The organism is Streptomyces sp. NPDC097129 (assembly GCF_055668065.1).
Map to the genome: position 1 here is coordinate 215301 of NZ_JBVOQE010000012.1, position 25250 is coordinate 240550.

18 protein-coding genes are annotated in these 25250 nt (G+C 71.9%); 15 read left to right on the top strand and 3 right to left on the bottom strand.

The window, feature by feature from the left end:
* Nucleotides 1–20 precede the first annotated feature (20 nt).
* From AC0B9F_RS30725 to AC0B9F_RS30760, 8 genes are all read left to right on the top strand, one after another.
* Nucleotides 21–1562 (top strand): gamma-aminobutyraldehyde dehydrogenase, encoded by a 1542-nt coding sequence (locus AC0B9F_RS30725; RefSeq protein ID WP_472008020.1) that lies wholly within the window; start codon nt 21–23, stop codon nt 1560–1562.
* A 52-nt stretch (nt 1563–1614) separates the two neighbouring features.
* Nucleotides 1615–2862: a polyamine ABC transporter substrate-binding protein gene (locus AC0B9F_RS30730; protein ID WP_472008022.1), complete on the top strand. Its 1248-nt coding sequence runs from the start codon at nt 1615–1617 to the stop codon at nt 2860–2862.
* Nucleotides 2863–2867: 5 nt separating this feature from the next.
* A complete protein-coding gene (locus AC0B9F_RS30735; RefSeq protein ID WP_472008023.1) occupies nt 2868–4016 on the top strand; it encodes an ABC transporter ATP-binding protein in 1149 nt (382 codons plus the stop codon).
* Nucleotides 4016–4945 (top strand): ABC transporter permease, encoded by a 930-nt coding sequence (locus tag AC0B9F_RS30740; RefSeq protein ID WP_472008025.1) that lies wholly within the window; start codon nt 4016–4018, stop codon nt 4943–4945. Before AC0B9F_RS30735 ends, AC0B9F_RS30740 begins: the two co-directional genes overlap by 1 nt.
* On the top strand, nt 4946–5746 hold the full coding sequence (locus AC0B9F_RS30745) for an ABC transporter permease (RefSeq protein ID WP_472008027.1): 801 nt from the start codon (nt 4946–4948) through the stop codon (nt 5744–5746).
* 44 nt (nt 5747–5790) lie between these two features.
* Complete coding sequence (locus tag AC0B9F_RS30750) at nt 5791–7209, top strand: NAD(P)/FAD-dependent oxidoreductase (protein WP_472008028.1); 1419 nt, start codon at nt 5791–5793, stop codon at nt 7207–7209.
* 137 nt (nt 7210–7346) lie between these two features.
* The gene (locus tag AC0B9F_RS30755; protein ID WP_472008029.1) at nt 7347–7802 is read left to right on the top strand and encodes a bifunctional DNA primase/polymerase; all 456 of its coding nucleotides are present in this window, start codon (nt 7347–7349) and stop codon (nt 7800–7802) included.
* Between the two features lie 85 nt (nt 7803–7887).
* Nucleotides 7888–9684, top strand: a complete 1797-nt coding sequence (locus tag AC0B9F_RS30760) for a chitinase (protein WP_472008031.1) — start codon at nt 7888–7890, stop codon at nt 9682–9684.
* Here the strand turns inward: AC0B9F_RS30760 and AC0B9F_RS30765 are convergent.
* Complete coding sequence (locus tag AC0B9F_RS30765) at nt 9623–10261, bottom strand: phosphatase PAP2 family protein (protein WP_472008033.1); 639 nt, start codon at nt 10259–10261, stop codon at nt 9623–9625. The genes AC0B9F_RS30760 and AC0B9F_RS30765 overlap by 62 nt on opposite strands.
* 400 nt (nt 10262–10661) lie before the next feature.
* Nucleotides 10662–11996 carry a 4-aminobutyrate--2-oxoglutarate transaminase gene (gene gabT, locus AC0B9F_RS30770; RefSeq protein WP_472008035.1) on the bottom strand — a complete coding sequence of 445 codons (1335 nt, stop codon included), beginning with the start codon at nt 11994–11996 and terminating at the stop codon, nt 10662–10664.
* Between the two features lie 250 nt (nt 11997–12246).
* Between gabT and AC0B9F_RS30775 the strand changes: the two genes are divergently transcribed.
* The 3 genes from AC0B9F_RS30775 to AC0B9F_RS30785 all read left to right on the top strand — a co-directional run bounded on the left by AC0B9F_RS30775 (nt 12247) and on the right by AC0B9F_RS30785 (nt 18261).
* Complete coding sequence (locus AC0B9F_RS30775) at nt 12247–14754, top strand: ATP/GTP-binding protein (RefSeq protein ID WP_472008037.1); 2508 nt, start codon at nt 12247–12249, stop codon at nt 14752–14754.
* 192 nt (nt 14755–14946) lie between these two features.
* Nucleotides 14947–16614, top strand: coding sequence for a PucR family transcriptional regulator (locus AC0B9F_RS30780; RefSeq protein WP_472008039.1), 1668 nt, complete (start codon nt 14947–14949; stop codon nt 16612–16614).
* 201 nt (nt 16615–16815) lie between these two features.
* Entirely contained in the window at nt 16816–18261 is a 1446-nt protein-coding gene (locus AC0B9F_RS30785) for an aldehyde dehydrogenase family protein (protein WP_472008040.1), read from the top strand.
* Between the two features lie 148 nt (nt 18262–18409).
* Here AC0B9F_RS30785 and AC0B9F_RS30790 read toward each other — a convergent pair whose 3' ends face one another.
* A complete protein-coding gene (locus AC0B9F_RS30790; protein WP_472008041.1) occupies nt 18410–19417 on the bottom strand; it encodes a LacI family DNA-binding transcriptional regulator in 1008 nt (335 codons plus the stop codon).
* Between the two features lie 309 nt (nt 19418–19726).
* Between AC0B9F_RS30790 and AC0B9F_RS30795 the strand changes: the two genes are divergently transcribed.
* The 4 genes from AC0B9F_RS30795 to AC0B9F_RS30810 all read left to right on the top strand — a co-directional run bounded on the left by AC0B9F_RS30795 (nt 19727) and on the right by AC0B9F_RS30810 (nt 25194).
* Nucleotides 19727–21691 carry an acyl-CoA dehydrogenase family protein gene (locus tag AC0B9F_RS30795; protein WP_472008043.1) on the top strand — a complete coding sequence of 655 codons (1965 nt, stop codon included), beginning with the start codon at nt 19727–19729 and terminating at the stop codon, nt 21689–21691.
* A gap of 80 nt (nt 21692–21771) precedes the next feature.
* Nucleotides 21772–22560: a hypothetical protein gene (locus AC0B9F_RS30800; protein ID WP_472008044.1), complete on the top strand. Its 789-nt coding sequence runs from the start codon at nt 21772–21774 to the stop codon at nt 22558–22560.
* 28 nt (nt 22561–22588) lie between these two features.
* A complete protein-coding gene (gene dxr / locus AC0B9F_RS30805) occupies nt 22589–23893 on the top strand; it encodes a 1-deoxy-D-xylulose-5-phosphate reductoisomerase (RefSeq protein WP_472008046.1) in 1305 nt (434 codons plus the stop codon).
* Complete coding sequence (locus AC0B9F_RS30810; RefSeq protein ID WP_472008047.1) at nt 23890–25194, top strand: M50 family metallopeptidase; 1305 nt, start codon at nt 23890–23892, stop codon at nt 25192–25194. The genes dxr and AC0B9F_RS30810 overlap by 4 nt, the downstream gene beginning before the upstream one ends.
* Nucleotides 25195–25250 lie beyond the last annotated feature (56 nt).

Below are 25250 nucleotides of genomic sequence, written 5' to 3' on the forward strand. Positions count from 1 at the left end.
CGACGGCGGAGGAGAGCGACATGCACAACCCGGGCACCACCCCGGAGAGGTCCGCGGGATTCCCGGCACAGGAACGTTTCGCGGACGGCGCGCAGTACATCGCGGGACGCTTCACCCGGGGCACCTCGGGCCACACCCACGCGGTCGTCGACCCGGCCACCGGCGAGGACGTCTACACATACGAGCTGGCCGGTGCCGACGACGTCGACGCGGCCGTGGCCGCCGCCCGCGCGGCCTTCCCCGGCTGGGCCGGCGCGACGCCCGGCGAGCGGTCCGACGCCCTGCACCGCTTCGCCGCGGTCCTCGCCGAGCGGGCGGAGGACTTCGCCCGCGCGGAGTCCCTGCAGTGCGGCAAGCCGCTCAAGCTCAGCCGCGAGTTCGACGTGCCGGGGACGGTCGACAACGCCGCCTTCTTCGCCGGCGCCGCCCGGCACCTGCAGGGGCAGTCGGCCGGCGAGTACTCCGGCGACCACACCTCGTACGTCCGCCGTGAGCCGATCGGTGTCGTCGGGTCCATCGCGCCCTGGAACTACCCGTTGCAGATGGCCGCCTGGAAGATCCTCCCGGCGATCGCCGCGGGCAACACCATCGTGCTCAAGCCCGCCGAGCTGACCCCGCTGACCTCGCTGCTGTTCGCCGAGGCCGCCACCGCGGCCGGTATCCCCGACGGTGTGATCAACGTCGTCACCGGGACCGGGAGGGAGGCCGGTGAGCGTCTGGTGGGTCATCCGGACGTGGCGATGACCTCCTTCACCGGCTCCACCGCCGTCGGCAAGCGGGTCGCCGAGGTCGCCACGGCCACCGTCAAGCGCCTGCACCTGGAGCTCGGCGGCAAGGCGCCCTTCGTGGTCTTCGACGACGCCGACCTGGACGCGGCCGTCAACGGCGCGGTCGCGGGCGCGCTCATCAACACCGGGCAGGACTGCACGGCCGCCACGCGCGCGTACGTGCAGCGCCCGCTGTACGACGAGTTCGTCGCCCGGACCGCCGCGCTGATGGAGACGGTACGGCTCGGCGATCCCTTCGCCCCCGGCACCGACCTCGGACCGCTGATCTCGCACGCCCAGCGCGACCGCGTGGCAGGCTTCGTCGACCGGGCGCGTGCCTACGCGCGCGTGGTCACCGGCGGCGAGGCGCCCGGTGGGGAACTGGCCAAGGGCGCCTACTACCGGCCCACCCTGGTCGCCGGCGCCCCGCAGGACAGCGAGATCGTCCAGGCGGAGATCTTCGGCCCCGTGTTGGTCGTCCTGCCGTTCGACAGCGACGATGAAGGCATCCGGCTGGCCAACGACACCCCCTACGGCCTCGCCGCCTCCGCGTGGAGCCGGGACGTGTACCGGGCGAACCGGGCGACACGCGAGATCAAGGCGGGGTGCGTGTGGATCAACGACCACATCCCGATCATCAGCGAGATGCCCCACGGCGGCTACAAGGCGTCCGGCTTCGGCAAGGACATGTCATCGTACTCGTTCGAGGAGTACACGCAGATCAAGCACGTCATGTTCGACAACACGGCGGTCGTCAGGAAGGACTGGCACCGCACCGTCTTCGGGGACCGATAGCCACACCCGGCCGCACCCCGCGGCCGGTCCTTGCGAAAGGGCAACCACGCGCATGGAGAGTTACGAGCCCGACCGCCTGACCCCGGCCCAAGCGGCCGCCATGCGGCGCAGTTTCCGGGGCGGACGGGCCGCCCTCACCCGCCGTTCGCTGCTGCGCGCCTCCGCGGGCGGCGCGCTCGCGGTCGGCGGACTCGGGGCGCTGAGCGCCTGCGGGATCCCCGCGGCCGGCAAGACGGCGGGCGGCACGTCCGCCGAGGACCACTCGGCCCAGGAGAAGACCGTCAACTTCTCCAACTGGACCGAGTACATGGACGTCGACGACGCCGGCAAACGCCACCCGACACTCGACGAGTTCACCCGCCGCACCGGCATCACGGTCCGCTACACCGAGGACATCAACGACAACAACGAGTTCTTCGGCAAGATCCAGCCGCAGCTCGCCGCGGGCCAGGACACCGGCCGCGACCTGATCGTCCTCACCGACTGGATGGCCGCCCGCCTGATCCGCCTGGGCTGGGTGCAGAAGCTGGACCCGGCGCACCTGCCGCACGCCTACGCCAACCTCTCGCAGCAGTTCCGCAATCCCGACTGGGACCCGGGGCGGGCGTACTCCTACCCCTGGCAGGGCATCTCCACGGTGATCGCCTACAACAAGAAGGCGCTCGGCGGCGTCGAGGTGAAGTCGGTCTCCGACCTGCTCGACAACCGCAAGCTCAAGGGCCGCGTCGGCTTCCTCACCGAGATGCGCGACAGCATCGGCATGACGCTGCTGGACATGGGCAAGGACCCGGCGAAGTTCACCGACGACGACTTCGACGCGGCGATCGCCCGCCTCCAGAAGGGCGTGGACAGCGGCCAGATCCGCCGCTTCACCGGCAACGACTACACCTCCGACCTCACCAAGGGCGACCTCGCCGCCTGTCTGGCCTGGGCCGGTGACGTCGTACAGCTGAAGGCGGACAGCCCTGACGTCGACTTCGTCATCCCGGACAGCGGGTACATCACCTCGACCGACGTGATGCTGATCCCGAACAAGGCGCGTCACAAGACCAACGCCGAGCGGCTCATGGACTACTACTACGAGCCGCAGCCGGCCGCCGAGCTCGCCGCCTACATCAACTACGTCTGTCCCGTCGACGGCGTGAAGGCCGAGCTTGCGAAGATCGACAAGGATGCGGCGAACAACCCGCTGATCATCCCCGACAAGGCCATGCAGGCGAGGTCTCACCCCTTCCGCTCCCTGACGCAGAAGGAAGAGACCGCCTACGAACAGAAATTCGCGAAGCTCACTGGGGCGTGACGACCATGACGACAGACCACAGCGGCGACGTCCGCCTCTCCGGGATCAGCAAGACCTACGACAACGGCTTCACCGCCGTACAGCCGCTCGACCTGACCGTGCCGCAGGGTTCCTTCTTCGCCCTGCTCGGCGCCTCCGGCTGCGGCAAGACCACCACCCTGCGCATGATCGCCGGCCTGGAGGAGCCCACCACGGGCACCGTCCGCCTCGGCGACCAGGACGTGACCCACCTGCCGCCCTACAAGCGGCCCGTCAACACCGTCTTCCAGTCCTACGCCCTCTTCCCGCACCTCGACATCTTCGAGAACGTCGCCTTCGGTCTGCGCCGGCGCGGCGTCAAGAGCGTGAAGAAGCAGGTCGAGGACATGCTGGAGCTGGTCCAGCTCGGCGAGCAGGCACGCAAGAAGCCGCACCAGCTCTCCGGCGGCCAGCAGCAGCGCGTCGCAGTGGCCCGCGCGCTGATCAACCACCCGAAGGTGCTGCTCCTGGACGAGCCGCTCGGCGCGCTCGACCTGAAGCTGCGCCGCCAGATGCAGCTCGAGCTCAAGCGCATCCAGATGGAGGTCGGCATCACCTTCGTGCACGTCACGCACGACCAGGAGGAGGCCATGACCATGGCCGACACGGTCGCCGTGATGAACGCCGGCCGCGTCGAACAGCTCGGCGCGCCCAGCGACCTGTACGAGAACCCGCGGACCACGTTCGTCGCGAACTTCCTCGGCACCTCCAACCTGATCGAGGCCGAGGTCGACACCAAGAGCGGCGACGACATCGTCCTGAAGGCGGGCGGCGGCAAGCTGGTGCTGCCGCAGGCGCGATGTTCCGCGCCCGCCACCGCCGGCGGCAAGGTCCTGGTCGGCATCCGCCCCGAGAAGATCGCGCTCACGCACGCCGACGACGCGGGCTCGATCCCCGAGGGCCGCAACCGCGTCACCGGGAAGATCGCCGACGCCAGCTTCATCGGCGTCTCCACGCAGTACGTCATCGACAGCCCGGTCTGCGACGAGCTGGCGGTGTACGTGCAGAACGTCGAGCGCGACGGCCGGCTGGTCCCCGGCGCCGACGTCGTCCTGCACTGGAGCCCGGCGCACACCTTCGGCATGGACGCCACCCAGGACCGCGACGCGGGCACCGAGGAAGAGGCGGCGGCCTGATGTCGACGCTCACCGAGGCGCCCCCGCCGCTCACCCCGACCGCACCGCAGAAGAAGCCGCCGCGCAGGCGGGGCCGTCTCACGCCGTACTGGCTGCTGCTGCCCGGCATCCTGTGGCTGATCGTCTTCTTCGCGCTGCCGATGATCTACCAGGGCTCCACGTCCGTGCAGACCGGCTCCCTGGAGACCGGCTACAAGGTCACCTGGCACTTCGCCACCTACTGGGACGCGCTGGCCGAGTACTGGCCGCAGTTCCTGCGCTCGGTCGCCTACGCGGCCGCCGCGACCGTGCTGTGCCTGCTGCTCGGCTACCCGCTGGCGTATCTGATCGCCTTCCGCGCGGGCCGCTGGAAGAACCTGGTCATGATCCTGGTGATCGCGCCGTTCTTCACCAGCTTCCTCATCCGCACCCTCGCCTGGAAGACGATCCTCGCCGACGGCGGCCCGGTCGTCGGCGCCCTGAACACGCTGCACGTCCTGGACGTCACCAACTGGCTCGGCTGGACGGCCGGCGACCGCGTGCTGGCCACTCCGCTCGCGGTGGTGTGCGGTCTGACGTACAACTTCCTGCCGTTCATGATCCTGCCGCTGTACACGTCCCTGGAGCGCATCGACGGGCGGCTGCACGAGGCGGCCGGCGACCTGTACGCGCGGCCGTGGACCACCTTCCGCAAGGTGACCTTCCCGCTGTCCATGCCGGGCGTGGTCTCCGGCACGCTGCTCACCTTCATCCCGGCGGCCGGCGACTACGTCAACGCCGAACTGCTCGGCTCCACCGACACCCGCATGATCGGCAACGTCATCCAGACACAGTTCCTGCGAATCCTGGACTATCCGACGGCCGCGGCGCTGTCCTTCATCCTCATGGCCGCGATCCTTCTCATGGTCACCTTCTACATCCGCAGGTCCGGGACGGAGGATCTGGTCTAAATGCCCTTCGTCAACTGGCTCAAGAAGAAGCTCGTCGTCATCGCGGGCCTGATCACGCTCGCCTATCTGCTGCTGCCGAACATCGTCGTCACGGTGTTCTCCTTCAACAAACCGAAGGGCCGCTTCAACTACCAGTGGCAGCAGTTCTCCACGGACGCCTGGAAGGACCCGTGCGGCGTCGCCGACATGTGCGGCTCGCTCGGCATCAGCCTGCAGATCGCGGTGTGGGCGACGATCGGCGCCACCCTGCTCGGCACGATGATCGCCTTCGCGCTGGTGCGCTACCGCTTCCGCGCCCGGGGTGTGGTCAACTCGCTGATCTTCCTGCCGATGGCGATGCCCGAGGTCGTCATGGCGGCCTCGCTGCTCACCCTGTTCCTCAACATGGGCGCGCCGCTGGGCTTCTGGACGATCCTGATCGCGCACATCATGTTCTGCCTCAGCTTCGTCGTCACCGCGGTCAAGGCGCGCGTGATGTCGATGGACCCGCGCCTGGAGGAGGCCGCCCGGGATCTGTACGCCGGTCCCGCGCAGACCTTCCTGCGGGTCACCCTGCCCATCGCGGCCCCCGGAATCGCCGCGGGCGCGCTGCTCGCCTTCGCGCTCTCCTTCGACGATTTCATCATCACGAATTTCAACGCGGGCTCGACCGTCACCTTCCCCATGTTCGTGTGGGGTTCGGCGCAGCGCGGCACGCCCGTGCAGATCAATGTCATCGGTACGGCGATGTTCCTCGTCGCCGTGCTGCTGGTCCTGACCTCCATGCTGATCGGCAATCGCCGCGGCAAGCAGAAGGCGTAAGGCGCGAGCACCCTTTCGCCGTACCCTCGTAGGGAGTTGAAATCATGGCCCCAAGCGCCATGAGCCGTTGGACAGAGTCTCTTTCCGAAGCGCAGCCGGTGCCGTACTGGCTGGACGACCCCGGCAGGCCGCGCCCCGAGCCCGCGCTGACCACCGCCGACACCTGCGACCTGCTGGTCGTGGGCGGCGGGTACAGCGGACTGTGGACCGCGCTGATCGCCAAGGAGCGCGACCCGCAGCGGGACGTGGTCCTGCTCGAAGGCCGTGAGGTGGGCTGGGCCGCCTCCGGCCGCAACGGCGGCTTCTGCGCCGCCTCCCTGACCCACGGCCTGCCCAACGGGCTGACCCGCTGGCCGGACGAGATCCACACGCTGGAGGAGCTGGGCCGGCGCAACCTCGACGAGATCGAGCGGGCCGTCGCCCGCTACTCCATCGACTGCGACTTCGAGCGCACCGGCGAGATCGACGTGGCGACCGAGCCGTACCAGGCGCGGGAACTGCGCGACTGGTACGACGAGCTGCAGGCCAAGGGGCTCGCCGAGGGCATCGAGTTCCTGGACGCCGACGCGGTGCGCGCACAGGTGAACTCACCGACGTTCGAGGCGGGCCTGTGGGACCGCCGGGGCGTGGCGATGCTGAACCCGGCCAAGCTCGCCTGGGGTCTCAAGCGCGCCTGCCTCGACCTCGGCGTGCGCGTCCACGAGCACACCCCCGCCCTCACGCTGAAGGCGTACGGCGCGGGCATGGCCGTACGCACGCCGTACGGCCAGGTCCGCGCCCGGCAGGTGGCGCTCGGCACGAACATCTTCCCGAGCCTGGTCAAGCGGGTGCGGTCGTACACCGTCCCCGTGTACGACTACGCGCTGATGACCGAGCCGCTGACGGCCGAACAGCTGAAGTCGATCGGCTGGGAGAACCGGCAGGGCCTCGGGGACTCGGCGAACCAGTTCCACTACTTCCGGCTGTCCGCCGACAACCGGATCCTGTGGGGCGGTTACGACGCGATCTACCCCTACGGCGGCCGGGTGCGGGCCGAGTACGACGACCGCCCGGAGACCTACGCCAAGCTCGCCGGGCACTTCTTCACCTGCTTCCCGCAGCTGGAGGGCGTGCGGTTCACGCACGCGTGGGGCGGCGCCATCGACACCTGCTCGCGCTTCTCGGCGTTCTTCGGCACCGCCCACCAGGGCCGGGTGGCCTACGCGGCCGGCTTCACGGGCCTCGGCGTCGGCGCGACGCGGTTCGGCGCGGACGTGATGCTGGACCTGCTGGCGGGGGAGCGCACCGAGCGCACCGCGCTGGAGATGGTCCGCAAGAAGCCGCTGCCGTTCCCGCCGGAGCCGTTCGCCTGGACCGGCATCGCCCTCACCAAGTGGTCCCTGGCCCGCGCGGACGCTCACGGCGGCCGCCGCAACCTGTGGCTGCGCACCATGGACAAACTGGGCCTGGGCTTCGACAGCTGACCCCGTCACGTGACCCGGATCACTCCAACGGGTTGCCGGAACCCGCGTAATGCTCCTCGGGGGACCTCCCTCTGAACTCGTGACGTCCGCGACGCGCACCGCGTCGTGGCAGGTGTGCGAGGCAGGGAGGTCTTCTCATGGCAGGGGCGAAGACGGCGGTGGAGTGGCTGGCATCGGCGGCGCCGGACCCCGAGGCCTGCCGCTGGGAGTGGGAGCGCAATCCGCTCGGGATCGCGCTGCTGCCCGCCGGCCGGGCCTGGGACGTGCTGATCCTGCCGGGCGACCTCGGCTATCCGACGCTCGACGTCCTCACCCGCATCCTCGACCGGCCGGGCCCGGTCCTGGCCGACTTCGGCGAGAACCGCATGGGCTTCTTCGTGCCGCCGGGGACCGCCGCGCGCTGGGTCGGCACCGGCATCCGCGGCGCCGGGTTCGGCACCTGGATCGTGGTGCCCTACCCGGGCCGGTCCACCGGTGCGGTCCGCTGGCTGCTCCAGCCGGACGGCTCCGGCACGCTGACCGACCCGGCGCTGCTGGAGCTGGCGATGCACGAGGCGGCGGCGGGCCTGGCGGCCGGGGGCGAGCAGGGGTGACCCGCCGGAAGCCTTGACAACGGGATTGGTCTGGACCAAGTTGGCGCGCTCCACCCCTCCACTTCCCCCATGCCCGGAGGCACTTGTGGACCGCACCAGACCCCTGGCCGTCCTGATCACGGCCGCCGTCCTGACCGTTCCCGGCATCACCGCGCTCTCGTCGGCCGCCCGTGCGGCCGACGCGAACCTCACCGTGAACGGCGGCTTCGAATCCGGCCTCGACGGCTGGACCTGCCCCGCCGGACAGAGCGTCACCTCACCGGTGCACAGCGGCAGTCACGCCCTGCAGGCCACCCCGGCCGGCAACGACAACGCCCAGTGCGCCCAGACGGTGGCCGTGCAGCCGAACGCCCAGTACACGCTGTCCGGTTACGTCCGCGGCTCCTACGTCTACCTCGGCGCGAGCGGCACCGGCACCACCGACGTCTCCACCTGGACCCAGTCCGCCCCCGACTGGCAGCAGCTCACCACCGCCTTCCGCACCGGCGCCGCCACGGCCTCGGTCACGATCTACACCCACGGCTGGTACGGCACCGGCGCCTACCAGGCCGACGACCTCACGCTCACCGGCCCCGGCGGCACCAGTGCACAGCCCCCCGCCGCTCCCGCCGGCCTGACGACCGGCGCCGTCACCTCCACCAGCGTCGCCCTGTCCTGGCCGGCGGTGCCGGGCGCCACGGGATACGCCGTCTACCGCGACGGCACGAAGGACCGGACGGTGACCGGCACGACGGCCACCGTGACGGGCCTCGCGCCCTCGACGTCGTACGCCTTCCAGGTCACCGCGCTCAACAGCGCGGGCGAGTCCGCGAAGTCGGCGGCCGTGACGGCGACGACCGGCGCCGCGACGGGCGGCGGCAGCGGCGACCTCCCCGCGCACGCCCTGGTGGGCTACCTCCACGCGAGTTTCGCCAACGGCGCCGGCTACACCCGCCTGGCCGACGTCCCCGTCAGCTGGGACGTCATCGACCTGGCCTTCGGCGAGCCCACCTCGGTCACCTCCGGGGACATCCGCTTCACCCGCTGCCCCCTCACCCAGTGCCCGACCGCCGAATCCGACGCCGACTTCAAGGCGGCGATCAAGGCCAAGCAGGCGGCCGGCAAGAAGGTCCTCATCTCCATCGGCGGCCAGAACGGCCAGGTCCAGCTGACGACGACAGCGGCCCGCGACACCTTCGTCACGTCCGTCTCGAAGATCATCGACACCTACGGCCTCGACGGCCTCGACGTCGACTTCGAGGGCCACTCCCTGTCCCTGAACACCGACGACACCGACTTCCGCAACCCGACGACCCCGGTGATCGTCAACCTGATCTCGGCGCTGAAGACCCTGAAGGCGAAGTACGGCGCGAAGTTCGTGCTGACGATGGCCCCGGAAACCTTCTTCGTGCAGAACGGCTACCAGTACTACGGCACCGGCAAGTGGGGCGGCCAGGACCCGCGCTGCGGGGCGTATCTGCCGGTGATCCACGCCCTGCGCGACGACCTGACCCTGCTGCACGTCCAGGACTACAACTCGGGCCCGATCATGGGCCTGGACAACCAGTACCACTCCATGGGCGGCGCGGACTTCCACATCGCGATGACCGACATGCTGCTCACCGGCTTCCCCGTCGCCGGTGACCCCACCCGCGTCTTCCCGCCCCTGCGCCCCGACCAGATCGCCATCGGCATGCCGGCCTCCACCAACGCCGGCAACGGCTACGTCGCCCCCGCCGAGGTCACCAAGGCCCTGGACTGCCTGACGAAGAAGACCAATTGCGGCTCCTACGCCCCCCACGGCACCTGGCCGTCGCTGCGCGGCCTGATGACCTGGTCGATCAACTGGGACCGCTTCGGCGGCGGGGAGTTCCAGCGCACGTTCGACGGCTACTTCGGCTGATCACGCGCCACAGGCCCGCCAGCAGGACGGTGGCCAGGCACCAGCTGGCCACCACGTCCAGCGGCCAGTGATAGCCCCGGACCAGCAGGCCGGTGGACACCGCCAGGGCGAGGAGCGCGCACCCGGCGACGGTGACGCGGCGCGCGGTGGGGGAGGCGAGCCAGGGCAGCAGGAGCAGGGTGGCGGCGCCGTACGCCACCAGAGCCGTCGCCGTGTGACCGGAGGGGTAGTAGCCGACGGCCGGTGGCATCACCGGGGTGGCGGGGCGGGCGGTCCAGTCCTTCAGGGGGACGACCAGAGCCGGGACCAGCGTCATGGTGAGCGCCGCCGCGGCCGGCGGGAGCCACCAGCGGTCCAGTCCGGCGGACCGGCCGCGCAGGGCGGCGTACGCCAGTGCCAGGGCCAGCACCGGCACCGCGACCTCGACGTTGCCGAGGTCGGAGAGCAGCTCCCAGAAGCGGCCCGGGTGCACGATGACGCCGCTGAGGCGCTCGTCCACCGTCAGCAGCGGGCCGTCGGTGACGACCTGCCAGGTGATCAGGGCGAAGAGCAGGACCGGCAGGAGCAGCAGAAGCATGGGGCCCATGATCCGTCAGCGGACGGCGGGCCGGGGAGAGAAGGAGGCCGGCCGCCCCGGAACAGGGGGGGTGGTTCCGGGGCGGCCGAACTGACCGGAACGTCGCGCGCCCCGGGGGGTTTGGGGCGGGCGACCGTCCGATCGGTGAGGAGATCCGGAGCCGTAGGGCTCCGTGTGTGCGCGAGGGCACGACCAGGTCGAAGCTGGGGAGGCCTCGGCCTGAGATCACCCACAGTCCCCTGTGGGTGGGGGTGTATCTCTCATCTGGTGAGAACCTACGGCAGCGGATGCGCGGGGAACAGCAGGAACGTCCTCCTGTCATCCACCTCGCACACGTTCTTCACACCCTCTGCCGCAGGGCTGCCGGACGTGCGTACGCCGTGCGCGCGCACGTCCGGAATCAGATGCGGGTGAAGGCCTGCTCGATGATGTCGAGGCCCTCGTTGAGCAGGTCGTCGCCGATGACCAGCGGCGGCAGGAATCGCAGCACGTTGCCGTAGGTGCCGCAGGTCAGGACCAGCAGACCCTCCTGGTGGCAGGCCTTGGCCAGGGCGGCGGCGGCCTCGGCGTTCGGCTCCTTGGTGTCGCGGTCCTTGACCAGTTCGATGGCGATCATGGCGCCACGGCCGCGGATGTCACCGATGACGTCGAACTTCTCGGCCATGGCGGCGAGGCGCGACTTCATGATCGCCTCGATGTTCTTCGCCTTGGCGTTGAGGTCCAGCTCCTTCATCGTCTCGATGGCGCCGAGCGCACCGGCGCAGGCCACCGGGTTGCCGCCGTAGGTGCCGCCCAGGCCGCCCGCGTGCGCGGCGTCCATGATCTCGGCGCGGCCGGTCACCGCGGCCAGCGGCAGACCGCCGGCGATGCCCTTGGCGGTGGTGATCAGGTCCGGGACGATGCCCTCGTCCTCGCAGGCGAACCACTGGCCGGTGCGGCAGAAGCCGGACTGGATCTCGTCGGCGACGAAGACGATGCCGTTGTCGTTGGCGAACTTCACGATCTCCGGCAGGAAGCCCTTGGCCGGCTCGATGAAGCCGCCCTCACCGAGCACCGGCTCGATGATGATCGCGGCCACGTTGTCCGCGCCGACCTGCTTGGTGATCTGCTCGATGGCCTGCTTGGCGGCCTCGGGGCCGCAGTTCTCCGCACCGGTGGGCCAGCGGTAGCCGTAGGCGACCGGGACGCGGTAGACCTCGGGCGCGAACGGGCCGAAGCCGTTCTTGTACGGCATGTTCTTCGCCGTCAGCGCCATCGTGAGGTTGGTGCGGCCGTGGTAGCCGTGGTCGAAGACGACGACGGCCTGGCGCTTGGTGTACGCACGGGCGATCTTGACGGCGTTCTCGACGGCCTCGGCGCCCGAGTTGAACAGGGCCGACTTCTTCGCGTGGTCACCCGGCGTGAGCTCGGCCAGCGCCTCGGCGACGGCCACGTAGCCCTCGTAGGGGGTGACCATGAAACAGGTGTGGGTGAAGTCGGCGAGCTGCGCGGAGGCGCGGCGCACCACGGCCTCGGCGGAGGCGCCGACGGAGGTCACGGCGATGCCGGAGCCGAAGTCGATCAGGCTGTTGCCGTCGACGTCCTCGATGACGCCGCCGCCGGCGCGCGTGACGAACACCGGCAGCGTGGAGCCCACGCCCTGCGCGACCGCGGCGAGACGGCGGGCCTGAAGCTCCTGCGACTTCGGACCGGGGATGGCGGTGACGACGCGGCGCTCCTGCGGAAGTGCGGTCATGCGGGGCTCCTGGGGGTTTTGCGGATGCTTGCCTTCTTTTCTCGCAGGCTAAGACGGGGGAGGAGGGGCGGGCATGCTCCATGTGGGCGTTGTCGGGGATGCCCGTTGTCCGCGATGGATATAGAGGTGAGGGCGGCCGGTGACGCTCCCGCGGTGCGGGACCGGCCGCGCATTCGGTGAACTCCCTTGGTAGGGGCGTTAGATTGGCTCGCTAGTGGTCGACGGAACGGCTGGTCAGGGGGCAGGGTCGATGGAGAGCGACGGGACGCACGAGGCGCGGGGCACCGGGCCGGGTGCCCAGCCGGGCACCCGGCCAGGCATCCACGCCAACCCCGTGCCGCGCCCGGCGGGGCCACCGCAGGTGCCGGGAGCCGCTCCAGGGCCATCCGGGGCGCCCGGGGCTCTCGGGGCGCCCGGGGTGCCGCCGCGGCCGGCGCACGCGCCCGGCCAGGCCGCCGTGCCGGGTCAGGCGCCGGGTCAGGCCCCCGCGTCCTCCGTCGCCGAGTGGCTGGACGCGCCGCGCCCGGACGCCGAGCCCGGGATCTGGCGGCTCGGCTACCGCCGGCCCGACGGCGGACCCGGCCGTGAGCGGCTCGCCCCCGTCACCCTCGTCGGCGTGGCCGTCCCGCTGGTCGTGGGACTGCTGCTGTGGTCGCTGTGGCGGCACGGCAGCGTCCCCTACCAGTGGAGCCTGCTGCGCCTGGTCACCCCCGACGACTGGTGGTGGGGCGGCACCTTCGCCTCCCCCAAGGGCTGGCAGGGCGCCGAGGCCACCGTCGTCTACGGCGGCGTCTTCTTCGGCGTGCTCGTCTACGCCATGGGCCGGCTCGGCAGCTGGCCCGGCGTCGTCCGGCACGTGGTGGCCCGCCGCCCGCAGCCCGCCCGCGCCCTGCTCGCGCTGCTGTGCGCCCTGGTCACCCTGAGCTTCGTCTTCCCCAGCGCCTTCCCCGGCGTCGGCTGGGACGCGCTGCCCGTCGTGGGCCCCGCGTTCTCCCTGGTCGCCCTGGTCACCGGCGGCTACGACGTCTTCGCCTCGCCCTGGGTGACCGATCTGCTGTACGCGGTCATCACCGCGCTCGTGGTGTGGCCGTTCGCCCGCCTCGGCGCATGGCTGCCGTACGCGAAGGAGCTGGTCGCCGCCCGCCGGGAGGCGCCGACCGACGCCGTACCGGACAGGACCCTGCCGCCGACCCAGTGGCCCGCCCTGCGCGAGGCCGGTCAGTACCAGGCCGCCGATCTGCTCACCGCCGACGTGCTCGCCGGGCGGATGAACGACGTGGACTGCGCCCGGCTGGAGCACGCCTGGACCCGCGCCCGCGGCCGGGGCCGCCTCGCCGAGTTCACCGACGCCGTCCTGCGCCACGGCTCCGCCGCGCTCACCCACCCCTCCGGCGCCCGCGACCTGCCCGCCCGCACCGCCCGGCACGACCTGCGCGCCGGGCAGGTGCGCATCGGCCGCTGGGTCGCCGGGGAACGCACCCCCCTCGCCTACGGCGACGCCGGAGCCGCCCTCGACCCGGCCGCCCTCGGCACCTCCCTGCTGGTCGTCGGCCCCTCCGGCGCCGGCAAGACCCGGCAGGTGATCGCGCCGCTCGTCGAGTCCCTCGCCCTGCAGGCGCTGACCGGGCAGTGTGCCGTCGTCGCGGTCGGCGCCGGATGCGGACCCGACGCCTCCTTCGACGTGGTGGTCCGCATCGGCGACCCCGCCTCCGTGCACGACCTCGACCCGTACGCCGGCACCACCGACCCCGACGAGGCCGCCGCCCTGCTCGCCGAGGCCCTCGCCGGCGACCTCGACACCGTCGGCGCCCAGCGCGCCGTGACCGCGCTCGCCCAGCTGCTCGGCCCCTGGCAGGCGGCGTACGGCGCCTTCCCCACCCTGCCCGTGCTGCGCGAACTGCTCGCCGGGGAGAACGCGCCGCTCACCGACCTGCGCGCGGCCCTCGCCGAGGAGCGGCACGCGGTGATGCGGCGCGAGCTGGACGCCCGGGTCCGCCAGTCCGGCACCCCCGGCGACCCCGGCCTCGCGCTCGCCGACCGGCTCGCCCTGCTGGACCGGCCGGTGTTCGCGGAGTTCTTCGGCGCGGGCCACCGCGCGGGCGGCGCCGGCGGCGACACGATCCGGCCGTTCTCGCTGCGCGCCCTCGCCCACCACCCGCTGCGTGTGCGCATCGACCTGCCCGAGCACGGTCACGAGGAGGCCGCCCGGCTGCTGACCCGGCTGGTCCTCGCCCAGTTCGCGGCCGTCGCCCGGGAGAGCGGCCGCGACCACTTCGCCTGCCTCGTCCTCGACGACGCCACCGGCGCCGTCACCGCCGAGTCCGTCCGCCGTGTCCAGCGGCTGCGCTCGCAGAACGCCGGGGTGGTCCTCACGCTGCGCACCGTCGCCGACGTGCCCGAGGCGCTCCACGGGCCGCTGTACGCCGCCGTCGGCTGCCGTATGGCCCTGTCGGGGGTCAGCACCTGGGACGGCAGCCGCTTCGCCGGGGCATGGGGCACCGAGTGGGTGGAGACCCGGGACGTCGCCCAGCACACCGTCTTCGCCGACCAGCCCATGACCCGCGCGCTGCACGCGCTGCGCAAACTGGTCACCGGCAAGGCCGTCACCACGGAGGCGGTCACCGTCCGCCAGGTCGAGCGGGAGCGGTGGTCCGCGTCCGAGCTGGCGCACTCGGTGCCGCCGGGGCACGCGGTGCTGTCGCTGACCACGGTTGCCGGCGAGCACGCGCCGCCGCTGCTGGTGGACCTGCGCGGCTGACCGGATCTCCGGGCAGCGCGGCGCGCGGCGACCGTACGGTGAGGCAGAATCGACATAGGTCGTTCATACGTGGCGGCCAAAGGATCACAGCGATCACACCGATCGCATGGATCACACCGATCACACCGATCACACCGATCACCTCTTCGGTTCACACCACGCCCGCAGACCTGCCGCAGACCTGAAGGTCCCATGCCCCTCACGCTCGCCTCCCTCGTCCACCACTCGGCGCTCAAGCTGACCGTGCGGGCGGGCGAGGACCGCCTGGACGTGCCCGTGCGCTGGGCGCACGTCAGCGAGCTCGCCGACCCTGTCCCGTACATGGAGGGCGGGGAGCTGCTGCTGATCACCGCGCTGAAGCTGGACGCCGAGGAACCCGAGATGATGCGGCGGTACGTGCGGCGACTGGCCGGCGCGGGCGTGGTCGGCCTCGGCTTCGCGGTCGGAGTCAACTACGACGAGACCCCGAAGGCCCTGGTCGACGCCTGCGCCGAGGAGGGCCTGCCACTGCTGGAGGTGCCCCGCCGCACCCCCTTCCTCGCGATCAGCAAGGCCGTGTCCGCCGCGATCGCCGCCGACCAGTACCGTGCCGTCACCGCCGGCTTCGCCGCCCAGCGCGAATTGACGAAACAGGCGCTGAACTCCGGTCCCGAGGGGCTGCTCGCCGCGCTCGCCGCGCAGGTCGACGGCTGGGCGGCGCTGTACGACGCCTCCGGCGCCGTGGTCGCCACCGCACCCGACTGGGCGGTACGGCGGGCGGCGCGGCTCACCGCCGACGTGGAGCGGCTGCGCGAGCGGCCCGCCCCCGCCTCCTCCGTGGTCGGCGGCCCGGACCACGAGGACCGCGTCGAACTGCACTCCATCGGCACCGGCCGCCGCCCCCGCGCCGCCCTCGCCGTCGGCACCGCCGCCACCCTCGGCACCGCCGAGCGCTACGCCGTCCACTCCGCGATCGCCCTGCTCACCCTCACCACCGAGCGCTCCCGCTCGCTGCACGCCGCCGAGCAGCGGGTCGGCGCCGCCGTACTGCGCATGCTGCTCGCCGGGGAGCCGGACCACGCGCGCGCCGTCGCCGGGGATCTGTACGGGACGCTGCTGGACGCGCCGTTCCGGATGATCGTCGCCGAGTCGGCGTCCGCCTCCGCCGCCCGGGCGCACGCCGACGCCCACGCGCACGTGACGGCGACGAAACCGGCGCCCGCCGGGCCCGCGGCCGCCGTCGACTCCTCGGGCGACCCGCTCGGCGGCCTCGCGGAGACCGTCGAGGCCGCCGCCGCCCGCGCCGGGGAGGCCGTGCTCGTCGTCCCCGACGGGGAGCGGCTCGTGGTGCTCGCCGGCGACGGCGGCGCCGCGGTCGCCGCCTGCACGGCCTACGCGGCGGCCCTGGAGGCGGGACGCACCACGGAGCTGCACGAGCAGTCCGGCGGCGAGGAGGACGAGCTGATCGTGGGCCTGTCCGCGCCCTCCGGTCCGATCGCGGCCGCCGCCGCGTACAAGCAGGCCGAACAGGCGCTGTCGGTGGCCCGCCGGCGCGGCCGGGTGTGCGTCGAGCACGAACATCTGGCGTCCGGTTCGGTGCTGCCGCTGCTCGCCGACGACGCGGTCAAGGCGTTCGCCGACGGCCTGCTGCGGGCGCTGCACGAGCACGACGCGACGGGCCGCGGCGACCTCGTGGCCTCCCTGCGGGCGTGGCTGTCGCGGCACGGGCAGTGGGACGCGGCCGCCGCCGACCTGGGCGTGCACCGGCACACCCTGCGCTACCGGATGCGCCGCGTGGAGGAGATCCTCGGCCGCTCCCTGGACGACCCGGACGCCCGCATGGAGCTGTGGCTGGCGCTGAAGGCGACCTCCAGCGAGTAGCTGAAGGCGACCTCCAGCGAGTAGCTGAAGGCAACATCCAGCGAGTAGCTGACGGCGACATCCGCCGAATAGTCGTACGCCAAAGCGGCGTACGGTCGCCGCCGACTGCTACGGGTCGGACAAACGACCCCCGTCGGCCCCGGCCCTACCGTGGTCTCGAAAGCACGCACACCTCCTACGCGGAAGGGCCGGGACTCGCACATGACTTCCACCCACGCCTTCTGGCTCGCCGGCCGCCAGGCCACCGGCGACGACACCTTCGACGTCACCTCCCCGTGGGACGGCCGGCTCGTCGGCACGGTCGCCGTGCCCACCGAGGAGCAGGTCGAGGAGGCCGTGGCCGCCGCGTACGCCGTACGGGACGAGTTCGCCGCCACCCCGGCGCACGTACGCGCCGCGGCCCTGGACCACGTCAGCAAGCGGCTCGTCGAGCGCACCGAGGAGATCGCCCAGCTGATCTCCGCGGAGAACGGCAAGCCGATCAAGTGGGCCCGCGGCGAGGTCGGCCGTGCCGTGTCCGTGTTCCGCTTCGCGGCCGAGGAGGCCCGCCGCTTCAACGGCGGCGACGGCCAGCGCCTCGACACCGACGCCGGCGGCCAGGGCCGTCTGGCGATCACCCGCCGCTTCCCGAAGGGCGTCGTGCTCGGCATCGCGCCGTTCAACTTCCCGCTGAACCTGTGCGCCCACAAGGTCGCCCCCGCGATCGCCGCCGGCGCCCCGATCATCCTCAAGCCGGCCCCGGCCACCCCGCTGTCCGGCCTGATCCTCGGCGAGCTGCTGGCCGAGACCGACCTGCCGGCCGGCTCCTGGTCGGTCCTGACCGTCCCGAACGACCGCATGCCCGCCCTGGTCAAGGACGAGCGCCTGCCGGTCATCTCCTTCACCGGCTCCGACACGGTCGGCTACGCGATCATGGACTCGGTGCCGCGCAAGCACTGCACCCTGGAGCTGGGCGGCAACGGCGCGGCCGTCGTGCTCGGCGACTGGGCGAGCGACGAGGACCTGGACTGGGCCGCGACCCGCATCGCGACCTTCTCCAACTACCAGGGCGGCCAGTCCTGCATCTCGGTGCAGCGCGTGATCGCCGACGCGTCGGTGTACGACCGTCTGCTCCCGCGCATCGTCGCGGCCGTCGAGGCGCAGGTCACCGGCGACCCGTCCGACGACACGGTGGACGTCGGCCCGCTGGTCAGCGAGGCCGCCGCCCAGCGCGTCGAGTCCTGGGTCGACGAGGCCGTGGCGGCCGGCGCGAAGCTGCTCGCCGGCGGCAAGCGCGACGGCGCCTCCTACGCGCCGACCGTCCTCGCCGAGGTCCCGGCCGACGTCACGATCGCCTGCGAGGAGGTCTTCGGGCCGGTCCTCACCGTGCAGAAGGTCGAGGGCGAGGCCGAGGCGTTCGCCGCGGTCAACACCTCCAAGTTCGGCCTCCAGGCGGGCATCTTCACGCACGACGTGCAGACCGCCTTCCGTGCCCACCGCGCCCTCGAGGTCGGCGGCGTCGTCATCGGCGACGTCCCGTCCTACCGCGCCGACCAGATGCCGTACGGCGGCGTCAAGCAGTCCGGCGTGGGCCGCGAGGGCGTCCGGTTCGCCATGGACGACTACACCTACGAGCGGGTCCTGGTCCTGACGGGCATCGCCCTCTGACCGACCCCCCCAAGGCCAACGGCCCGAGCTCACTGTGCGGGAGCTCGGGCCGTTGTCGTACCCGCCGAACGGTCCCGTTCGGCTGCGGATCACGTCGCCGTCCGGCGGCCCGGACTTCGTCCCGGACGACCTCGCGGTGAGCGGCGGTTCAGGACGGCGCGGGGCCCGAACTCGCCCGCACCGTCAGCTCCGGCGCGATCAGCACGACGTCGTCGCCGCCACGGCCGTCCAGCTCGGCCATCAGCTGCTGTACGGCGTTGCGTCCCATCTCCTGCGCCGGCACGGCGACGGTCGTCAGCCGCACCGAGCCCTGCGTGGCGACCTGCTCGGGGCAGATGGCCACCACCGACACGTCCTCCGGCACGGCACGGCCCTGCTGGCGCAGCAGGGCGAGCAGCGGCTCCACCGCCGCCTCGTTCTGCACGACGAACCCCGAGGTGCGGGGCCGCTCGTCGAAGATCCGGGCGAGCGTGGCGGCCATCGCGTCGTACCCGCCCTCGCTGGGCCGGTGCAGCACGCGCAGGCCCAGGTCGCGGGCGCGCGAGCGCAGCCCGTCCAGGGTGCGCTCGGCGAAGCCGGTGTGCCGTTCGTAGACGGCCGGGGCCTCGCCGATGGCAGCGATGTCACGGTGGCCGAGTGCCGCGAGGTGCTCCACGCACAGCGCTCCGGTCGCGCTCCAGTCCAGGTCGACGCAGGTCAGCCCGGTGGTGTCGGCGGGCAGGCCGATCAGGACGCTCGGCTGTCCGCTGCCGCGCAGCAGCGGGAGCCGCTCGTCCTCCAGCTGGACGTCCATCAGGATCATCGCGTCGGCGAGCCCGCTGCCGGTGACCCGGCGCACCGCGTCGGGGCCCTCCTCACCGGTGAGCAGCAGCACGTCGTAGCCGTGGGTGCGGGCGGTGGTGGCGACCGCGATGGCGATCTCCATCATCACCGGCACGTACATGTCGGTGCGCAGCGGGATCATCAGCGCGATGATGTTCGAGCGGCTGCTGGCCAGGGCGCGCGCCCCGGCGTTGGGGTGGTAGCCCAGCTCCCGGATGCTCTCCTCGACGCGCTGCCGGGTGGTCGCGGAGATGGACCGCTTGCCGCTGAGGACATAACTCACCGTGCTCGCCGACACTCCGGCGTGCTGGGCGACCTCGGCGAGGGTGACCATCCGGCTCTCCAAGCGACATGGCGATGTGAAGCGCTTCGACAGCGCTAGGGTGCACAGGGTGATTCTGGGTCCTTCGACCCTAGCTCTCCTCGGTGGCGACTGTCCACGTAGGGGCGTCGAAGCGCTTCGACGAATCCTTCCGGAGGACGGTCGGCCGTCTCTGCCTCCCGCGCCCCGAAGGTACCGGCATCGGCTGAACGGACGCGCGAGGACTGGTGGGGACGTCCGCTTTCGGGTACCAACGATCCAGTAGCACTGGTCGGTAACGAACGGTCCCCGAACATCCCTCTTCGCGGCGAGGTGACCCTCATGTCCGCCCCCACCACTCCCTCCTCCTCTCCCGCCACCCCACCGCCCTCCCGGCCCGCCGTCAGCGAGCGCGAGGCCCGCGAGGTGGCGGAGGCCGCCCGGGAACAGCACTGGCGCAAGCCCAGCTTCGCCAAGGAGCTGTTCCTCGGCCGCTTCCGGCTCGACCTCATCCACCCGCACCCGCTCCCCGCCGACGACGCCGTCCAGCGCGGCGAGGCCTTCCTCGCCAAACTGCGCGACTTCGTCGAGACCCGGGTCGACGCGGCCCGCATCGAGCGCGAGGCCCGCATCCCCGACGAGGTCATCGACGGCCTCAAGGAGCTCGGCGCCCTCGGCATGAAGATCGACCCCAAGTACGGCGGGCTCGGCCTCACCCAGGTGTACTACAACAAGGCGCTCGCCCTGGCCGGCTCGGCGTCCCCCGCGATCGGCGTGCTGCTGTCCGCGCACCAGTCGATCGGCGTGCCCCAGCCGCTGAAGATGTTCGGCACCCAGGAACAGAAGGAGACGTTCCTGCCGCGCTGCGCCCGCACCGACATCAGCGCCTTCCTGCTCACCGAGCCCGACGTCGGCTCCGACCCGGCCCGGCTCGCCACCACCGCCGTGCCCGACGGGGACGAGTACGTCCTCGACGGGGTGAAGCTGTGGACCACCAACGGGGTGGTCGCCGACCTGCTCGTCGTCATGGCCCGGGTGCCGCGCGGCGAGGGCCACAAGGGCGGCATCACGGCCTTCGTCGTGGAGGCCGACTCGCCCGGCATCACCGTCGAGAACCGCAACGCCTTCATGGGCCTGCGCGGCATCGAGAACGGCGTCACCCGCTTCCACCGGGTCCGCGTCCCCGCCGCGCACCGCATCGGCGAGGAGGGCCAGGGCCTGAAGATCGCCCTGACCACCCTGAACACCGGCCGGCTGTCCCTGCCCGCCTCCTGCGTCGCCGCCGGCAAATGGTGCCTGAAGATCGCCCGCGAGTGGTCGGCGGCCCGCGAACAGTGGGGCAAGCCCGTCGCCCAGCACGAGGCGGTCGGCGCGAAGATCTCCTTCATCGCGGCCACCACCTTCGCCCTGGAGGCCGTCACCGACCTCGCCTCCCAGATGGCCGACGAGGACCGCAACGACATCCGCATCGAGGGCGCGCTGGCCAAGCTGTACGCCTCCGAGATGGCGTGGCTGATGGCCGACGAACTCGTCCAGATCCGCGGCGGCCGCGGCTTCGAGACCGCCGAGTCCCTGCGCGCCCGCGGCGAACGCGCGGTCCCCGCCGAGCAGCTGCTGCGCGACCTGCGTATCAACCGCATCTTCGAGGGCTCGACGGAGATCATGCACCTGCTGATCGCGCGGGAGGCCGTCGACGCCCACCTGTCGGTCGCGGGCGACCTCATCGACCCCGGAAAGTCCCTGTCCGACAAGGCGAAGGCGGGCGCCAACGCCGGCGTCTTCTACGCCAAGTGGCTGCCGAAGCTGATCGCCGGACCGGGCCAGCTGCCCACCGCCTACGCCGAGTTCAAGCGCGAGGTCGACCTCTCCCCGCACCTGCGCTACGTCGAACGCACCGCCCGCAAGCTCGCCCGCTCCACCTTCTACGGCATGTCCCGCTGGCAGGGCCGCATGGAGTCCAAGCAGGGCTTCCTCGGCCGGATCGTCGACATCGGCGCCGAACTCTTCGCGATGAGCGCCGCCTGCGTGCGCGCCGAGCTGCTGCGCTCCGAGGGCCGCAACGGCCGCGAGGCCTACCAGCTCGCGGACGCCTTCTGCCGCCAGTCCCGGCTGCGCGTCGAGGAACTCTTCGGCCGCCTGTGGAACAACACCGACGACCTGGACCGCACGGTCGTCAAGGGCGTCCTCACGGGCACGTACGCGTGGCTGGAGGACGGCATCATCGACGCCTCCGGCGACGGCCCCTGGATCGCCGACACCACCCCCGGCCCGAGCGCGAAGGAGAACGTGCACCGCCCGATCCGGTGACATCGAGCGCTTCCCGCCCCGGGACGTGGTGCACAATCGTCGATCAGTCGACCGACGGCACACGAGGCACAGGGGTGGGAATGCTCGGCGCACGGGCACGACACACGGCGGCCGCCGCGCTCGCGGCGGCCGTCCTCACGGCCACGGCCGCCTGCGGCGGGGACGGCGCAGGCCGCACGGCCGCCTCCGCACCCGCCCCGCCGCCCGTCTCCTCATCCGGCCCGCCGCACGCCTCGCGCGCCGCGACGCCCGCCGCCGCCCCGGCCGGCCCGGGACCGCTCACCCGGACCCAGCTGCTGGCCGCGGCCCTCTCCGAGGACGACGACGCCGGGGCGTACACGGCGGAGGAACCCGTCGACGGAGAGCCCCCCGTCAGCGACCTGTACACCGCCGAGCCGGACGTCTGCCAGCCGCTCGTCAGCCTCACCAAGGGCGCCACCCGGCACGACCCCGCCGCCGAGATCGTCCGCACCGTCTGGGACCCGGACGCCGAACGCGGCGTCGACATCGACCTGCACCTGCGCTCCTACACCGCCGCCGACGCCGCCGCCGTCATGAAGGCCCTCGCCAGGGCGGGCCGGGAGTGCGCGCACGGCTTCACCGAGCAGCGGGTGATCACCGACGCGAAGGTCCTGCGGGTGGAGAGCCTCCGCCCGCCCGCCGCAGGCGACGAGGCGTACGCCTTCCGGATCACCACGCAGGACGTCAAGGACGCGCGCCTGAAGCTGTACGACTACCTCACCGTCATCCGCTCCGGCTCCACCACCCTCTCCTTCCGCGCCGACACGCACAGCACCGAGGACGTCGGCGGCGTACCGCAGGACGTGGTGGACGCGCAGTGGCGCAAGTTCCGGCACGCCACCCCGTGAACACGTTCCGAGCGGCGGAGGGGCAAGAATGGGGGGCATGAGTGACAGTCCCGCACCCCGAGGGCTCGGGCCGGAGGGCCCGTCCGCCCCGCGACCCCTCGCCGACCCGCACCTCGTCTACGACCCGGTGACCGCGGACGGCCCGAAGGACGTCGTGATCCTCGGCTCCACCGGCTCGATCGGCACCCAGGCCGTCGACCTCGTGCTGCGCAACCCCGGCCGGTTCAAGGTCACCGGCCTGTCCGCCAACGGCGGCCGCGTCGCCCTCCTCGCCGAGCAGGCCCACCGGCTGAAGGTGCGCACCGTCGCGGTGGCCCGCGAGGACGTCGTACCGCACCTGCGCGAAGCGCTCGCCGGGCAGTACGGCGCCGGGCAGCCGCTGCCCGAGATCATCGCCGGGCCCGACGCGGCCACACAGCTCGCCGCTTCCGACTGTCACACCGTCCTCAACGGCATCACGGGCTCCATCGGCCTCGCACCCACCCTCGCCGCCCTGGAGGCGGGCCGCACCCTCGCGCTCGCCAACAAGGAGTCGCTCATCGTCGGCGGCCCGCTGGTCAAGGCGCTGGCCAAGCCCGGCCAGATCATCCCCGTCGACTCCGAGCACGCCGCGCTCTTCCAGGCGCTCGCCGCCGGCACGCGCGCGGACGTGCGCAAGCTCGTCGTCACCGCCTCCGGCGGCCCCTTCCGCGGCCGCACCCGGGCCGACCTCGCCCACGTCACCGTCGAGGACGCCCTCGCCCACCCCACCTGGGCCATGGGACCCGTCATCACGATCAACTCCGCGACCCTCGTCAACAAGGGTCTGGAAGTCATCGAGGCGCACCTGCTGTACGACATTCCCTTCGACCGCATTGAGGTCGTCGTGCACCCGCAGTCGTATGTCCACTCGATGGTGGAGTTCACGGACGGATCGACGATGGCCCAGGCGACGCCCCCCGACATGCGCGGACCGATCGCCATCGGTCTGGGCTGGCCCGAGCGCGTGCCCGACGCCGCGCCCGCCTTCGACTGGAGCAAGGCCTCCACGTGGGAGTTCTTCCCGCTGGACAACGAGGCCTTCCCCTCCGTGAACCTCGCCCGGCACGTGGGTACGCTCGCGGGCACCGCCCCGGCGGTGTTCAATGCGGCCAACGAGGAGTGCGTGGACGCGTTCCTGCGCGGCGCACTGCCGTTCGACGGGATCATGGACACCGTCATCCGGGTGGTCGAGGAACACGACACGCCGGTCACGGGAACTTCACTCACCGTGCCGGACGTCCTCGAAGCGGAGACCTGGGCGAGGGCCCGGGCCAGGGAACTGACAGCGAAGACGGCGGAGGCCCGTGCATGACGACCCTGATGATGATCCTCGGCATAGTGGTCTTCGCGGTCGGCCTGCTCGTCTCGATCGCCTGGCACGAGCTGGGGCATCTGTCCACGGCCAAGCTGTTCGGCATCCGCGTGCCGCAGTACATGGTCGGCTTCGGCCCGACCATCTGGTCGCGGAAGAAGGGCGAGACCGAGTACGGCGTCAAGGCGGTCCCCTTCGGCGGCTACATCCGCATGATCGGCATGTTCCCGCCCGGCGACGACGGCCGGATCACCGCCCGCTCCACCTCCCCGTGGCGCGGCATGATCGAGGACGCCCGCTCGGCCGCCTTCGAGGAACTCCAGCCCGGCGACGACTCCCGCCTGTTCTACACGCGCAAGCCGTGGAAGCGGGTCATCGTGATGTTCGCGGGCCCCTTCATGAACCTGATCCTCGCCGTCGCCCTGTTCCTCGTCGTCCTCATGGGCTTCGGCATCCAGCAGCAGACCACCAGCGTCAGCTCCGTCTCGCCCTGCGTGATCTCGCAGAGCGAGAACCGCGACACGTGCAAGAAGACCGACCCCGCCTCCCCGGCGGCGGCCGCCGGCATGAAGGCCGGCGACAAGATCGTCGCCTTCGACGGCCGGCGCACCGACGAGTGGAACACCCTCTCGGACCTGATCCGCGACAGCGCCGGCAAGACCGTGCCGATCACCGTCGACCGGGGCGGCCGGGAAGTGACCCTGCACGCGAAGATCGCCACCAACATGGTCGCCAAGAAGGATGCCTCCGGCGCCTACGTCCAGGGCCAGTACGTCAAGGCCGGCTTCCTCGGCTTCAGCGCCGCCACCGGCGTCGTCCGGCAGGACTTCGGCCAGTCCGTCACCTGGATGACCGACCGGGTCGGCGACGCCGTCGACTCCCTCGCCGCGCTCCCGGCGAAGATCCCCGCCCTGTGGGACTCCGCCTTCCACGGCGCCCCCCGCGCCCCCGACTCGCCCATGGGCGTCGTCGGCGCGGCCCGCGTCGGCGGTGAGATCTTCACCCTGCACATCCCGCCCACCCAGCAGCTCGGCATGGCCCTGATGCTGGTCGCCGGCTTCAACCTCTCGCTGTTCCTGTTCAACATGCTGCCGCTGCTCCCGCTGGACGGCGGGCACATCGCGGGCGCCCTGTGGGAGGCGCTGCGCCGCAACACCGCCAAGGTGCTGCGCCGCCCGGACCCCGGCCCGTTCGACGTTGCGAAGCTGATGCCGGTGGCCTACGTGGTGGCCGGGGTCTTCATCTGCTTCACCGTCCTGGTCCTCATCGCAGACGTCGTCAATCCGGTGAGAATCTCCTAGCCACACCGCGTTCGAGGCGGCCGGGGTGACCCGGCCGCCTCCCATCGAGTGGGTTT

Coding starts and splice junctions, on each gene's coding strand:
- AC0B9F_RS30795 (WP_472008043.1), top strand. CDS start 19,727: ATGTCCGCCCCCACCACTCCCTCCTCCTCTCCCGCCACCCCACCGCCC.
- AC0B9F_RS30745 (WP_472008027.1), top strand. CDS start 4,946: ATGCCCTTCGTCAACTGGCTCAAGAAGAAGCTCGTCGTCATCGCGGGC.
- AC0B9F_RS30735 (WP_472008023.1), top strand. CDS start 2,868: ATGACGACAGACCACAGCGGCGACGTCCGCCTCTCCGGGATCAGCAAG.
- AC0B9F_RS30755 (WP_472008029.1), top strand. CDS start 7,347: ATGGCAGGGGCGAAGACGGCGGTGGAGTGGCTGGCATCGGCGGCGCCG.
- AC0B9F_RS30775 (WP_472008037.1), top strand. CDS start 12,247: ATGGAGAGCGACGGGACGCACGAGGCGCGGGGCACCGGGCCGGGTGCC.
- AC0B9F_RS30740 (WP_472008025.1), top strand. CDS start 4,016: ATGTCGACGCTCACCGAGGCGCCCCCGCCGCTCACCCCGACCGCACCG.
- AC0B9F_RS30790 (WP_472008041.1), bottom strand. CDS start 19,417: ATGGTCACCCTCGCCGAGGTCGCCCAGCACGCCGGAGTGTCGGCGAGC.
- AC0B9F_RS30750 (WP_472008028.1), top strand. CDS start 5,791: ATGGCCCCAAGCGCCATGAGCCGTTGGACAGAGTCTCTTTCCGAAGCG.
- dxr (WP_472008046.1), top strand. CDS start 22,589: ATGGGGGGCATGAGTGACAGTCCCGCACCCCGAGGGCTCGGGCCGGAG.
- AC0B9F_RS30765 (WP_472008033.1), bottom strand. CDS start 10,261: ATGCTTCTGCTGCTCCTGCCGGTCCTGCTCTTCGCCCTGATCACCTGG.
- AC0B9F_RS30725 (WP_472008020.1), top strand. CDS start 21: ATGCACAACCCGGGCACCACCCCGGAGAGGTCCGCGGGATTCCCGGCA.
- AC0B9F_RS30810 (WP_472008047.1), top strand. CDS start 23,890: ATGACGACCCTGATGATGATCCTCGGCATAGTGGTCTTCGCGGTCGGC.
- gabT (WP_472008035.1), bottom strand. CDS start 11,996: ATGACCGCACTTCCGCAGGAGCGCCGCGTCGTCACCGCCATCCCCGGT.
- AC0B9F_RS30780 (WP_472008039.1), top strand. CDS start 14,947: ATGCCCCTCACGCTCGCCTCCCTCGTCCACCACTCGGCGCTCAAGCTG.
- AC0B9F_RS30785 (WP_472008040.1), top strand. CDS start 16,816: ATGACTTCCACCCACGCCTTCTGGCTCGCCGGCCGCCAGGCCACCGGC.
- AC0B9F_RS30800 (WP_472008044.1), top strand. CDS start 21,772: ATGCTCGGCGCACGGGCACGACACACGGCGGCCGCCGCGCTCGCGGCG.
- AC0B9F_RS30730 (WP_472008022.1), top strand. CDS start 1,615: ATGGAGAGTTACGAGCCCGACCGCCTGACCCCGGCCCAAGCGGCCGCC.